This window comes from Mesorhizobium sp. WSM4809 (assembly GCF_055811655.1).
Genome location: NZ_JBVVQW010000007.1, coordinates 277,037 through 289,405, shown reverse-complemented (window position 1 = coordinate 289,405; position 12,369 = coordinate 277,037). Strand labels below are relative to the sequence as shown.

Below are 12,369 nucleotides of genomic sequence, written 5' to 3'. Positions count from 1 at the left end.
CCAAACCATCGCCGGTCCTCCCGGCGGACAAGAAAACTGTCACCCATCTAATCAGTCCATTCTGTTACCTATCTATCCGGTTCGGACACTGCGCCCCTCTCCCCGTCCCTATACGGGGAGAGGATGCCGGCAGGCAGGTGAGGGGCAGCGCCGGCGTTCGCAAAAAAGTGACGCGGATTCGAAATCCGAAGCGATTGCCCAGGTAAACGGCGGGGCGAAGTAGCTACCTTATCCGCGCGTCGATGATCTCGACGAAACGTGCGAACAGGCCGGCCTGCGACTTGATCTTGAGCTTGCGGTAGATGTTGCGGCGATGGACCTTCACGGTGCCCGGCACGATGCGCATGGCCCTGGCGATCGATTCCGTCGAATGCCCCTGCAGCACAAGGTCGACGACATGTTTTTCGCGCGGCGTCAGCGACAGGCTCTGCCAGATGTGGGCGCGGTCGAACTCGTTGACCGGAGTGGTCGTCTCGTCCTGCTGCGCCTCTGCAGGTTCATCGGCCGGAAGGGTGGGCCAGCGCAGCCTGGCGAAGCTGATCACCGCCGGCGCCATGTCGCGCAGCAATCTGGCATCGGCGGTGCCGAACGGGCCTGAAGCGCGCAGCCGCATCAGTGAGAGCACCAGCACATCCTTGCCCGGCAGAGGCACGAAGAAGCCGACCTCCTCGGCCAGCCTGGTCTGGCTGTAGTAGGAACGGAAATACTCGCTGGCATAGAAACGGTCCGGCGCCAGTTCGCGCATGCGCCAGAAGCCTTCCTTGCGCTCGACCGCAGCATGATGGAACGGGTCGAGCAGATAGGGTCCCTCCTGATAGAGCGCGACGAAGACGTGGCTTTCGGCCGGCGAGAAGGTTTCGAACAGCAGCGGCGGGCGCGCCGCGCCGCGATAGCCGAACACCACGCAGTGGTCGAAGCCGACATGGAGCCGCAGCCAATCGACCAGCGCATTGCCGAACAGGTCGCCACTGGTCTCCCGCGTCGCCGCGACGAGCGTGGCGAGCTGGCTGTATTCGTCGCTGCGGGACAACCCATACCCCCTTAAACGAGAAAATAGATCAGATATACCACCTCAGAGGTATATACTAGCCGCCATTGGCTCTGCTAGCGTCCCGATATTGCCCTGTTGCTGGAGCCATCAGCCTTGACCGCAGTGCCCGACATCGAGTTTCGCGGCGTCACCAAGCGCTATGGCGCGGTGACCGCGGTCAGCGGCATCGATCTCGCTGTCCCGCCCTCCGCCTTTGTCGCGTTGCTCGGGCCGTCCGGCTGCGGCAAGACCACCTGCCTGCGCATGATCGGCGGCTTCGAACAGCCGAGCGAAGGCCAGGTGTTCATTCGCGGCCAGGACATGGCCGGCACGCCGCCCTACCGGCGGCCGGTCAACATGGTGTTCCAGCAATACGCGCTGTTTCCGCATCTCGATGTCGAGGACAATGTCGCCTACGGGCTGCGCCAGGCGCGGCCAAGGCTGTCTTCGCGCGAGATCGCCTCAAGAGCGGGCGAGGCGCTCGAAATGGTGCGGCTCGCCGGCTATGGCCGCCGCAAGATCCACGAACTGTCGGGCGGCCAGCAGCAGCGTGTGGCGCTGGCACGAGCCCTGGTCAACAAGCCGGCGGTGCTCTTGCTCGACGAGCCGCTGGCTGCGCTCGACAAGAAGCTGCGCACCGACATGCAGATCGAGCTGCAGAACCTGCAGCGCGAGATCGGCATCACCTTCGTGCTGGTCACGCACGACCAGGAGGAAGCGCTGTCGATGAGCGATTTCGTCTGCGTCATGAACGGCGGCCGCATCGTCCAGCTCGGGCAGCCGAGCGAGATCTATGACGAACCGGCCGATTTGTTCGTCGCCGATTTCGTCGGCAAGACCAACCTCTTGAGCGGTACCGTCGCCGGACATTCGGGCGAGCTGGTGGAGGTGGCGCTTGCCGACGGCACCGTCATTGCAGCGCGCAAACGAACCGCCCTGCAGCAAGGCGAGGCCGTTTCGGTCAGCCTGCGTCCTGAATCGCTCAGCCTTGGCGCCCAGACGGGCGGCCCCTTCAAAGGCGTCGTCCGCAACCGGATCTTCCTCGGCTCGACGGCGGAATACGCGATCGAGGTCCAGGGCATCGGAACGCTGCTGGCCAAGGCCGATCACCTGATCGGCCACGGCAATCTCTTCAAGCCGGGTGAACCCGTCGCCATCGGCTTTGCCTCCGGAACGCCGCTGGCGTTTGCGGAGACCAAGAACAACGGGGCCAACCAGAGGGTAGATAAACATGTCGAAATCATATCGTGACGGACTGCCGATAAGCCCCAAGAATTTTGTCGATCAGCTGATGCGTTTGAAGCGCGGCTCGATCGGCCGCCGCGACTTCCTCGGCCTCACCGGCCTTGGCATTGCCACGGCGGTGATGGCGCGCGAGATCGGCATCATGCCGACACCGGCCTTTGCCGCCGAAAGCCTTGGCGACCGCATGTCGATCGCCACCTGGCCGAACTACCATGACCCGGCGACGTTCGAGAATTTCAAGAAGGACACCGGCGTCGCCGTCGAGGTCAACGTGTTCGGCTCCAACGAGGAGATGCTGGCCAAGCTGCAGGCCGGAGCCTCGGGCTGGAGCCTGTTCGTGCCGACCAACTACACGATTTCCACCTACAAGAAACTCGGCATCATCGAGCCGCTGGAGATGGCGAAGCTGCCGAATTTCGACGGCTCGCAGCAAGATCCCCGCTTCACCGGGGAAGGCACGATCGATGCGGTTACCTACGCCGTGCCGAAGAACTGGGGCACCACCGGCTTTGCCGTCAACACCAAGAAGCTGACCAAGCCGATGACCACCTGGAAGGAGTTCTGGGACACCGCCATGGCCGAAGGCGACAGCCGCACCATGGTGCACGACTACCAGCTGACCACGATCGGCAATGCGCTGAAATATTACGGCTATTCGTTCAACTCGCTGAAGCAGGACGAACTGGCCAAGGCGGAGGAACTGCTGCTCAAGGTCAAGCCGCATCTGTTCGCGGTCTCCTCCGACTATCAGCCGGGGATGCGCGCCGGCGACGCCTGGATGACGATGTGCTGGACGAACGATGGCGCGCAGCTGCATCGCGATATTCCCGAGATCGCCTATGTGCTGGGCAAGGAAGGCGGCGAGATCTGGACCGATTTCTACGCCATCCCGAAGGACGCTCCGAACAAGCCGGCCGGGTACGCACTGCTCAACTACCTGATGAACCCGCAGGTGGCGGTGAAGGAGCATCTGGCCAATGGCGCGCCGTCGACCGATGCGCGGGTCAATAAGCTGCTGCCCAAGGAAGTGCTCGACAATCCGATCCTCTATCCGGCGGCCGACCTGTTGACGCCGCTGGAATTCGGCGCGGCGGCAACGCTGACAGATCCCGGCCGCGCCGAGCTGATGGCGCGCTTCAAGTCGGCCTGAGGGGCGGTCTGGCGCGGACAATTGACCGGCGGCATATGTCCGCCGGTATCGGGGCGGTTTTCAATGCGCGGCAATAGATTTCGTCACAACCTCACGACCGCCATGCTGCTCGGTCCGGCGACCGCGTGGCTGGTGGTGTTTCTGGTGCTTCCATTCATTGCCATCGCGGTGTTCAGCGTCGGCGAACGGGCGCCGGAAGGCGGCTATCAAGCGGCTTTCACCTTCGCGCAATATGCCAATCTTCCGGCGCGGGCGGCTGCCTTCTGGAACACGATGGTGCTGGCGCCGATAGGGGCGCTCGCCTGTCTGCTCGTCGCTTATCCCGTTGCTTATTATCTCGCTCTGCGCGCACCGCAGCGCTGGCGGCTGATCCTGCTGGCGCTGGTCGTCATTCCGTTCTGGACCAGCCTTTTGATGCGGACCTATGCCTGGATGTATATCCTGGGCGGGCGCGGCATCCCGGCTCTGCTGTCCTATATCGGTTTCGAGGATATCAGGCTGATCAACACGCCGGGCGCGGTGCTGCTCGGCATCGTCTATGGCTACCTGCCGCTGATGATCCTGCCGATCTATGTCAGCCTTGAGCGGCTCGACCGCCGGCTGCTGGAAGCCTCCGCCGATCTTGGCGCGACGCCGCTCTCGACCTTCCTCGGCGTGACCCTGAAACTGTCGCTGCCGGGCGTGATGACCGGCTTCTCGCTGGTCATGATCCTGCTGCTGGGCGAATATCTGATCCCGACGCTGCTCGGCGGCGGCAAAGTGTTCTTCATCGGCAATGCGCTGGTCGACCTGTTCCTGCAGTCGCGCAACTGGCCGTTCGGATCGGCCATCGCGATCACGCTGGTGCTGGTCTCGGTGGTGGTGCTGATTGCCGCCAACCGCATTTCGACCCGGGTTTCGGGCGCGCGCCGGGTGGATTTGATCTGATGCGCGCCTTCGTCATTGTGGTGTTCGCCTTCCTCTATCTGCCGATCGCACTGGTCGTGCTGTTCTCCTTCAACGCCGGCCACCATGCCAGCGAGTTCACCGGCTTTTCGGTGCAATGGTACGGCAAGGCGCTGGCGAACCCGTTCCTGGTCGAAGCGCTGAAGAACAGCCTGTTCATCGCCACCACCAGCGCCTTGCTGGCGGCGTTGTGCGGCACTGCGGCGGCACTCGGCCTGGCGCGCGTCGGCATCAGAACACGCGCGGTCTTCGATGCGCTTCTGGGCGCCGCGATCGTCGTTCCGGGCGTCGTCATCGGCATTTCGACACTGGTCGCGCTCGTCCAGCTGTTCACGGTCGTCAATCCGTTCCTCGCCTCGATCTGGCCCGACGACCAGCCGCCGCGCCTGGCGCTCGGCTACGGCTCGATCATCGCGGCGCACGGCCTGTTCTCCATGGCGCTGGTGACGATGATCGTCGGCACGCGTCTCGGCAGCCTCGACCGCAATCTGGTCGAGGCGTCGAGCGATCTCTACGCCACGCCATTGACGACGTTCCGCTCGATCGTGCTGCCGCAGATCATGCCGGCCGTCGTTGCCGGTTTCCTGCTCGCCTTCACCTTCTCCTTCGACGATTTCATTGTGGCCTTCTTCGTCGCCGGGGCGCAGACGACGCTGCCGATCTATGTCTTCGCGTCGATCCGGCGCGGCGTGACGCCCGAGATCAACGCCATCGCGACGATCGTGCTCGTCGCTTCCGTGCTGCTTGTGGTGCTTGCCCAATGGCAATTGCGCCAGCGCAAGCCGTCGAACTGAAAGTCGCATCATGATCCTCAAAGACCGCATCGCCGTCGTGACCGGCGCCGGCTCCGGCATCGGGCGCGCCGGCGCCATGATCATGGGCAGGGAAGGCGCGGTGGTCGTCATCGCCGACAGGGATCAGGCCGCCGGCGAAGCAACGGCTTCGAACATAAGGGCAGTGGGCGGGCAGGCCGAGGCGATCGCCACTGACGTCGCGGACGATGGGGCGCTGGAAAAGCTCATTGCCGGCACGATCGAGAGGCACGGGCGCATCGACATCCTGCACAATCACGCCGGCATCCAGGTCGGCGGAACGCTGACCGAGGTCGAGGTCGGCGGCATGGACGCGTCATGGCGGGTCAATGTGCGGGCGCAGTTCCTGGCGGCCAGGATGGTCATGCCGTCGATGATCGCACGAGGCGGCGGTGTCATCCTCAACACCGCCTCCAATTCGGGCGTGTTCTACGACCGCGAGATGATCGCTTACGCCACTTCCAAACACGCGGTAGTGGCAATGACGCGGCAGATGTCGCTCGACTATGCCCGGCACAATGTCCGCGTCAACGCGCTCTGCCCGGGCTGGGTCGACACGCCGTTCAACGAACCGTTCATCGCCCAGATGGGCGGACGCGAGGCGATCGAAACCTATGTCCGCACCAAGATTCCGATGGGACGCTGGGCCAGCGCCGATGAGATCGCGGAAGCGATCCTGTTCCTCGTCTCCGACCGCTCATCCTTCATGACCGGCCAGGCGCTGGTAATCGACGGCGGTGAAAGTATCGGCTGAGACTTGTGCTTTCTTTATCAATTTCCCTGTTTCAAAGCCTTTCCGATATACCACGTCACGACTTTCACCCATGCCGCTGGATGCCGGCAGGACTATAGTCCTGCCGGCATGGGACTTCAGTGCCATCGCCGTTCACGAGCGCTGATTCGTGTTTAATATCAGATGGTTATGTTTCGGGCTGAGCGCCAGATCGCGTATTGAGACAGCATTTGTCTAAAGTTTACTCTGTACAATTAGCGATTTCTCATAGGACGGTCGCTAGCGGTCGGGCCAGGTGACGATTCCCGAGGAGATTACCATGACAAACCGGAAAACTCTGTTCGCGGCGCTTGCCGCATTGGCGCTTCTGGCGTCTCCGGCGCTCGCCGGAGCCGGCGGCAACGGGCACGGCGGCGGCAATGGCGGTGGCAACGCCGGTGGCAACGGCAACGGCGGGGGCAATGCAGGCGGTAACGGCGGCAATAGCAATGGCAAGAGCGGCGCTTCGCACGGCAAGTCGTCGTCGGCTCGGGGGCAGGTGGCAAAGGCCAAAACGGACGACACCACGGTCGACAAGACCACAAAGGTCTCGTCGGTCCCCAAGGAGAAGAACATCCACGCCAAGCTCGGCCGGCTGAACTCGCTTCAGCGCAACATCAACGCCTATATGAACTCGAAGAGCAAGAAGTTCGCTGCCATCCAGGCCTTCGTGACGCAGTCCGCCAAAGCCAAGGTCGCTCAGGCCGCCGCTGAAGCGGCCCAGGAGAAGCTGGATGCGCTGAATTCGCAGTTGAACGCGCTGACGTCGCTGACGCCCGAGCAGATTGCGGCCATGACGCCCGAAGATCAGGCGGCCTTGCCTGGGAAGATAACGGATCTGGAGGCCGAAATCACTGCCCAGGAGGCAGAGGTCACCGCCGCCAATGAGGCGGCTGCCGCGGCAGAGGTCGGCACCGATGATGCATCGCTCGACGCGGCACTGGCGGATATGGCCAACAAGCCGGTCGACGCTGCGGTCACGTCCTGGGCTCAGGGCGTCCTTGCCGACAAGATCGACCAGACGGCCGCCGCGATGGAAGCAGAAACGACGCCGTAACGACTTGCCGTTGAAACGGCAGTAGCCAATCGAAGAAAGATGCCGCCGGGCTTCGCCCGGCGGCATCGCTTTTTCCCGGCCATGGACTGGCTATCCGGAGCTGGCGAGGTTCGAAACACTCAGACGTGCTTGCGGCCACCGGTCTCGCGGAACCAGCTGTCGGGGTACGGATACCACCATTCCTGGATTGCAGGCTTGTGGTCGATGATCACCATTTTGGAGCGGCGGAAGGCGTCGAGCCCCTGGCGTCCGAGTTCGCGGCCGAGGCCCGAGGCCTTCCAGCCGCCGAAGGGCAAGGCATCATTGTCGATCAGCGGGTTGTTGACCCAGACCATTCCGGCTTCGAGCCGTTCAGCCGCCTCGTGGGCTTCGGCCAGATCGGTGGTGAAGACAGAGGCGCCGAGCCCAAACGGGCTGTCATTGGCAAGCCGGATCGCCTCATCGAAATCCCTGACCCGGCAGATGGCGGCGACCGGTCCAAAGCATTCTTCGCGCACGATTGCCATGTCCGGGGTGACGCCGGTCAGGATCGTCGGCTCGTAGAACCAGCCGGTGTTGTGCGCGGGCGGGATGCGCCCGCCGGTGACTGCTACGGCGCCATGGGCAATGGCGTCGTCCACAAGGCGCATCACCTTTGTCCGCGCGCTTTCGCTGACCAGCGGTCCGATCTCGGTCTTGTCCATGCCGTTGCCGATGCGCAGCGCCCGAGTCCTTTCGGCGAACAGCTCGACGAAGCGGTCATGAACGGCGTCGACGACGAAGAAACGCTCGGCGGAGGTACAGACCTGGCCGGTGAGATGGAAGGCCGCGGTGACGCTGCCGGCCGCCGCTACATCGAGCGGCGCGTTTTGGCTGATGATCAGCGGATCGCTGCCGCCTGCCTCGATGACGCAAGGCTTCATGCGCTCGGCGCAGGCCATCGCCACCGCCTTGCCGGCGGCGACCGAGCCGGTGAAGGCAACCGCATGGGTGCGTTCGGAGGCGATCAGCGCCTGCGCCGTGGCCGCTCCACCAGGCAGGCAGGAGACCAGCCCTTCCGGCAGCGAGCGGAACACGGTCATGTAGTCCAGCGTCGACAGCGTCGTCGCCTCGGCCGGCTTGATGACGCAGGCATTGCCCGCGGCGAGCGATGCGGCGACCGTCCAGCACATCAGCAGGATCGGAAAGTTGTAGGGCATGATGTGGACGGAGACGCCATAGGGCTCGTAGCGCGCATATTGGAACGAACCGGCCTGCGTCGTGCCGGCGATCTTGCCGGCATCGTCGCGCGCCATCTCGGCATAGTAGCGGAAGATCGGCGCGCAGTTGGCGATCTCGCCGATCGCTTCGGGGTAGGGCTTGCCCATCTCGCGCACCATCAGCTCGGCGCAGCGGGTGAAGTCCGCCGCCTCGATGGCGTTGGCGACGGCATGCAGGTGCTTGGCGCGGCTCTTGGCGTCGAGCTTCTTCCAGGCGGCCTGCGCCCTGGTCGCGGCGGTGAGCACGGCATCGATCTCGCTATCGCTGGCTGCAGCGATGGCGCCGACGGTTTCCAGCGTCGCCGGATCGATCACTGGCTTGTTCGTGCCGGCCATCGGCCGGTAGTCCGGGTTGACGAAGAAGGTCGGCCGGTCAGGGGAGAAATCCATGGACATCCTCTCGGATCCGCTCAGCGGATCATGTAGACCTTCTTGATCGTCTCATGGACGGTGCAGACGCCCTTCCAGTCCTGCGGGAAGAAGGCTGCGGTGTCCGGTTCGATCTCGATGACCTCGCCGGATTCATGGACGTAGGTGCAGCGCCCTTCGAGGAAGTGGCAGAACTCGTCGTGGGTGACATGGCAGTGCCATTTGCCTGGTGTGCAGACCCAAAGCCCGCATTCGGAGCGGCCTTCCGGCCCCTTGTACAGCAGCTTGCCCGAGGTGTGGGATTGCCCCTCGATCATGGTCGGGATGACGCCCCAGTCGACGAGGTCGGTAACGGTGAGCGGGGATTTCATGATGGGTGTGGTCATGTCGATTTCCTTGAAAGGGTGCTCAGCGGCACATGAAGGCCTTGATCAGCGTTTCCGTGATGATGGAGGTGCCGGTCCAGCGGGCTGGGAAGAACACCAGCGTGCCGGCCTTGACCGGAATCTCTTCGCCATCGTCATGGACATAGCTGCCGCGGCCTGAGAGGAAATGGCAGAACTCGTCGGCGCCAAAGGTGACCTTGCGCGTGCCAGGCGTGCACGACCACAGGCCGCATTCGCTCGATCCGTCCGGGTTCCGGGACAGGACCCTGCCCGAGGCGCGCGGCGAACCGGCGAGTGTGTTGCTGCCCGCGCCCCAGTCCTCCAGTTCCACGGTCGAGGCCTTCGGCCAGTGCGGTGTCGGCATGTCGTCAAGCTCCGTGGTCAGGCCAGCATGTAGACGTTGCGCATGGTCTCATGCACGGTGCATTCGCCTGTCCAGCCAGCCGGGAACATGACCACGGTCCCGGCGGAGATTTCTATCAGCTCACCGACATCCGACCGGTAGGTCGCGAGGCCGGCGACGAAATGGCACAATTCATCGCGCGGGATCCTCAGGCGCCAGCGGCCTGGCGTGCACACCCAGATGCCGGATTCCGGCTGGTTGTTCGGGCCTTTGTGCACGAGCCTGCCGGTGGAGTGCGAAGCGCCTTCCAATGCGTCAGGTTGGGCGCCCCAGTCGACGAGGTCGGTGCGGGTGGTGGCCTGGTGGAGGTGGGGAGCGGAGGAGGTCATAGCAGCGTCTCCAGCAACCCGGCTGCTTTCTCCGGCCCATTCTGCGCGCGCATCTGCGCCGATGTCTTCGCCAGCTTGGCTTTCATCGCCGGGTCGGTCAGGCAGGTTTCGATCTTGGCGATCAGCTCGGCATCGGTCCAGTCGTAGCGCGGCATGCCGAAGCCGTGGCCGGTTTCCTCGACGCGGGTGGCGTTGTCGTGGCCGTCCCAGACATAGGGCATGATGATCGCCGGCTTGCCGAAATAGAGGCACTCGGTGAAGGAGTTGTTGCCGCCATGGTGGATCACCGCATCGACCTGCGGGATGACCGAAGGCTGCGGGAACCAGCTCTCGACGATCACATTGCCGGGCACGTCCGTGTACTGATCCTTGTAGCCGCCGACATTGACCAGCGCCCGGTAGCGCGTCTTGCCCAGGGTCGCGATGATGCGCTTCAACAGCTCGACATCGCCGGCGCCGAGGCTGCCGAAGGAGACATAGAGCAGCGGCCCGTCATTGTTTTTGGCGAATGTCGGCACCGTGTAGGGTTTCTCCTGCCGCACGCAGCCTTCCAGATACTGGAACTTTGCCGGGTCGAGCGGATGGCGGCGCTTGAACTTTGCCGCTTCGGGATAGAGCAGCAGGTTCAAATAGGGCGAGGCCTCGAAGAACTGGCCGATCGGATAAGGCGCCTCGTTGTTGGCGGCGAGGAAGGCGTTGAAGTCGTCATGGATCGGCTTGATCGCCGCGTTGAAATGATCGCGGTAGCGCTGGTGACCGGCATGGTCGTTCTCGCCGCAGCCGGAGAGATGGGGCGGGATGTCCTCGTCGTCAATCTCGTTTTCCGAGCAGGAGATGACGCGCACCCAGGGTTTGCCGAACTGCTTGATGGCCGGAAACAGGATGACGTTGTCGACGCAGATCACATCCGGCTTGATGGCTGAGAGAACGCGCGGCAGATCCTTCTGCGCCCATTTGGCGCTGTCGACGATCGCCGTCCAGCAATCCTTGACGTAATTGTCGACCTGATCGTAAGGCGATTTGCGGAAGTTCGGGATGTGGCCGTTGATGAAATCCTCCCAGAATTTCGCCATCTGTTCGGGCGGCATCGGCTCCGACAGGTTCACCGGATGCGCCTCGAAACCGTAGCCCTTGTAGACATCGACAAAGCCGGGGTCGGACAGGAAAACGGCTTTGTGGCCGCGCGCCTCGACCGCCTGGGCGATGCCGACGGAATTGAGCGCCGGGCCGTAGGCGGCTTCTGGAAAAAACGCGATCGTCTTCTGCGCCATCAGGCTTCTCCTGTCATTCTGCGAAAATTCTGACATCGGCGGCGTCCCAGCCGAGTTCGACCTGATCTCCCGACGCGACCGGCCGGCGGTCGGCGGCATCAGCGGTGACGCGCACCAGGAACGGCTTTGGCGACAGGGGGGTGCGGACATGCAGCTGCAGGTCGAGCCCCTGATAGGCCAGCGCCTCGACCGTGCCGGTGGTGCGGTTGGCGGTCTGAGCCTCCGGGAACAGCCGGATGCGCTCCGGCCGCACCGAAGCGACAGCGGATGCGCCGGGCGAGAGCGTTGCTGGAACCTTGCCGGATATTCGCGCGCCATTCGCGGCGACAACCCCATCGGTGGCGGCCTTGCCCGGCACGAAATTCATCACGCCGATGAAGTCGGCGACGAAACGGTCGGCCGGATGCTCATAGATCGCGTGCGGCGTGTCGCATTGCAGCAGTCTGCCGTCCTTGAGCACCGCCATGCGGTCGGCCATCACAAGCGATTCTTCCTGGTCGTGGGTGACGATGACGAAGGTGATGCCGACCTCATGCTGCAGGCGCTTCAATTCCAGCTGCATGGCGCCGCGCAGCTTCTTGTCGAGCGCGCCAAGCGGCTCGTCGAGCAGCAGCAGGCGCGGCCGCTTGACCAGCGCGCGGGCGAGCGCGACGCGCTGCTTCTGGCCGCCCGACAGTTGCTCCGGCTTGCGGTCGGCGAAGGGGACGAGTTCGGTTGTCGCCAGGATGGCGTCGACGCGGGAGCGGATTTCAGCCGCCGGCAAACGTTCCATCTCCAGGCCGTAGGAGACATTGGCGCGGACGCTCATATGCGGAAACAGCGCGTAGGACTGGAACATCAGATTGACCGGCCGCTTGTTGGGCGGGGTTTTGGCAATGTCGCGCCCGTCGAGCAGGATGCGCCCGTCATTGGGCGTCTCGAATCCGGCCAGCATCCGCAGCAGCGTGGTCTTGCCACAGCCGGACGGGCCGAGCAGCGCGAAGAACTCGTTCTCTCTGATATCGAGCGAGATGCCGTCGACAGCCGTCACCCGGCCGAAATTCTTCGATACATGATCGATGGCCAGCAGCGTGCGCGGTTCGCTCATTGGCCTATGATCCCACGGTTGAGCCGCTGCGACAGGGTCAGCGCGGTGATCGAGACCGCCATGACGATGGTCGCCAGCGCGTTGATCTCCGGCGTGATGCCGAAGCGGATCATGGCGTAGATCTGCATCGGCAACGTCGTCGAGGCACGGCCGGCGCCGGCGGTGAAGAAGGCGATGATGAATTCGTCGACCGAGAGCGTGAAGGCGAGCAGCGGGGCCGCCCGCGCCCCCCCCCGCCGGCCCCGCCCAGGGGGCCCCCCGCCCCCGGGGGGGGG

The 12,369-nt window shown here is 63.9% G+C and carries 14 protein-coding genes; 6 read left to right on the top strand and 8 right to left on the bottom strand.

The features are described from left to right. Positions 1-223: 223 nt before the first annotated feature. Positions 224-1,030 (bottom strand): response regulator transcription factor, encoded by an 807-nt coding sequence (locus tag AC0L24_RS20285; protein ID WP_127808748.1) that lies wholly within the window; start codon positions 1,028-1,030, stop codon positions 224-226. A 114-nt stretch (positions 1,031-1,144) separates the two neighbouring features. On the opposite strand from AC0L24_RS20285, the gene AC0L24_RS20280 reads away from it, so the two are divergent. The 6 genes from AC0L24_RS20280 (at position 1,145) to AC0L24_RS20255 (ending at position 7,011) form a co-directional block, all read left to right on the top strand. Then, a complete protein-coding gene (locus AC0L24_RS20280; protein ID WP_473564102.1) occupies positions 1,145-2,281 on the top strand; it encodes an ABC transporter ATP-binding protein in 1,137 nt (378 codons plus the stop codon). After that, positions 2,262-3,425: an ABC transporter substrate-binding protein gene (locus AC0L24_RS20275; protein WP_127396851.1), complete on the top strand. Its 1,164-nt coding sequence runs from the start codon at positions 2,262-2,264 to the stop codon at positions 3,423-3,425. Before AC0L24_RS20280 ends, AC0L24_RS20275 begins: the two co-directional genes overlap by 20 nt. 63 nt (positions 3,426-3,488) lie before the next feature. After that, complete coding sequence (locus tag AC0L24_RS20270; RefSeq protein ID WP_127266978.1) at positions 3,489-4,352, top strand: ABC transporter permease; 864 nt, start codon at positions 3,489-3,491, stop codon at positions 4,350-4,352. Beyond that, positions 4,352-5,164, top strand: a complete 813-nt coding sequence (locus AC0L24_RS20265; RefSeq protein WP_127266977.1) for an ABC transporter permease — start codon at positions 4,352-4,354, stop codon at positions 5,162-5,164. Before AC0L24_RS20270 ends, AC0L24_RS20265 begins: the two co-directional genes overlap by 1 nt. A 10-nt stretch (positions 5,165-5,174) precedes the next feature. Further along, positions 5,175-5,936: an SDR family NAD(P)-dependent oxidoreductase gene (locus tag AC0L24_RS20260; protein WP_128289937.1), complete on the top strand. Its 762-nt coding sequence runs from the start codon at positions 5,175-5,177 to the stop codon at positions 5,934-5,936. Positions 5,937-6,234: 298 nt separating this feature from the next. Next, entirely contained in the window at positions 6,235-7,011 is a 777-nt protein-coding gene (locus tag AC0L24_RS20255) for a hypothetical protein (RefSeq protein ID WP_128289936.1), read from the top strand. Between the two features lie 119 nt (positions 7,012-7,130). On the opposite strand, the gene AC0L24_RS20250 is transcribed toward AC0L24_RS20255, so the two are convergent. The 7 genes from AC0L24_RS20250 to AC0L24_RS20220 all read right to left on the bottom strand — a co-directional run. Then, on the bottom strand, positions 7,131-8,639 hold the full coding sequence (locus tag AC0L24_RS20250) for an aldehyde dehydrogenase family protein (protein WP_473564101.1): 1,509 nt from the start codon (positions 8,637-8,639) through the stop codon (positions 7,131-7,133). 20 nt (positions 8,640-8,659) lie between these two features. After that, positions 8,660-9,004 carry a cupin domain-containing protein gene (locus AC0L24_RS20245; protein ID WP_128289934.1) on the bottom strand — a complete coding sequence of 115 codons (345 nt, stop codon included), beginning with the start codon at positions 9,002-9,004 and terminating at the stop codon, positions 8,660-8,662. 22 nt (positions 9,005-9,026) lie between these two features. Continuing rightward, entirely contained in the window at positions 9,027-9,368 is a 342-nt protein-coding gene (locus AC0L24_RS20240) for a cupin domain-containing protein (protein ID WP_292660162.1), read from the bottom strand. Positions 9,369-9,385: 17 nt separating this feature from the next. Next, on the bottom strand, positions 9,386-9,736 hold the full coding sequence (locus AC0L24_RS20235; protein WP_128289932.1) for a cupin domain-containing protein: 351 nt from the start codon (positions 9,734-9,736) through the stop codon (positions 9,386-9,388). After that, a complete protein-coding gene (locus AC0L24_RS20230; protein WP_473564100.1) occupies positions 9,733-11,007 on the bottom strand; it encodes a glycosyltransferase in 1,275 nt (424 codons plus the stop codon). Before AC0L24_RS20230 ends, AC0L24_RS20235 begins: the two co-directional genes overlap by 4 nt. Positions 11,008-11,020: 13 nt before the next feature. Further along, positions 11,021-12,094: an ABC transporter ATP-binding protein gene (locus AC0L24_RS20225; protein ID WP_292660156.1), complete on the bottom strand. Its 1,074-nt coding sequence runs from the start codon at positions 12,092-12,094 to the stop codon at positions 11,021-11,023. Continuing rightward, positions 12,091-12,369, bottom strand: a 279-nt coding sequence (locus AC0L24_RS20220) for an ABC transporter permease (RefSeq protein ID WP_473564099.1), incomplete at its 5' end; no start/stop codon positions are given. The genes AC0L24_RS20220 and AC0L24_RS20225, both read right to left, overlap by 4 nt.

Bases quoted from the DNA above. Each gene is read 5' to 3' on its own strand.
- AC0L24_RS20275 (WP_127396851.1), top strand. From the start codon at position 2,262: ATGTCGAAATCATATCGTGACGGACTGCCGATAAGCCCCAAGAATTTT.
- AC0L24_RS20270 (WP_127266978.1), top strand. From the start codon at position 3,489: ATGCGCGGCAATAGATTTCGTCACAACCTCACGACCGCCATGCTGCTC.
- AC0L24_RS20265 (WP_127266977.1), top strand. From the start codon at position 4,352: ATGCGCGCCTTCGTCATTGTGGTGTTCGCCTTCCTCTATCTGCCGATC.
- AC0L24_RS20260 (WP_128289937.1), top strand. From the start codon at position 5,175: ATGATCCTCAAAGACCGCATCGCCGTCGTGACCGGCGCCGGCTCCGGC.
- AC0L24_RS20255 (WP_128289936.1), top strand. From the start codon at position 6,235: ATGACAAACCGGAAAACTCTGTTCGCGGCGCTTGCCGCATTGGCGCTT.
- AC0L24_RS20250 (WP_473564101.1), bottom strand. From the start codon at position 8,639: ATGGATTTCTCCCCTGACCGGCCGACCTTCTTCGTCAACCCGGACTAC.
- AC0L24_RS20245 (WP_128289934.1), bottom strand. From the start codon at position 9,004: ATGACCACACCCATCATGAAATCCCCGCTCACCGTTACCGACCTCGTC.
- AC0L24_RS20240 (WP_292660162.1), bottom strand. From the start codon at position 9,368: ATGCCGACACCGCACTGGCCGAAGGCCTCGACCGTGGAACTGGAGGAC.
- AC0L24_RS20235 (WP_128289932.1), bottom strand. From the start codon at position 9,736: ATGACCTCCTCCGCTCCCCACCTCCACCAGGCCACCACCCGCACCGAC.
- AC0L24_RS20230 (WP_473564100.1), bottom strand. From the start codon at position 11,007: ATGGCGCAGAAGACGATCGCGTTTTTTCCAGAAGCCGCCTACGGCCCG.
- AC0L24_RS20225 (WP_292660156.1), bottom strand. From the start codon at position 12,094: ATGAGCGAACCGCGCACGCTGCTGGCCATCGATCATGTATCGAAGAAT.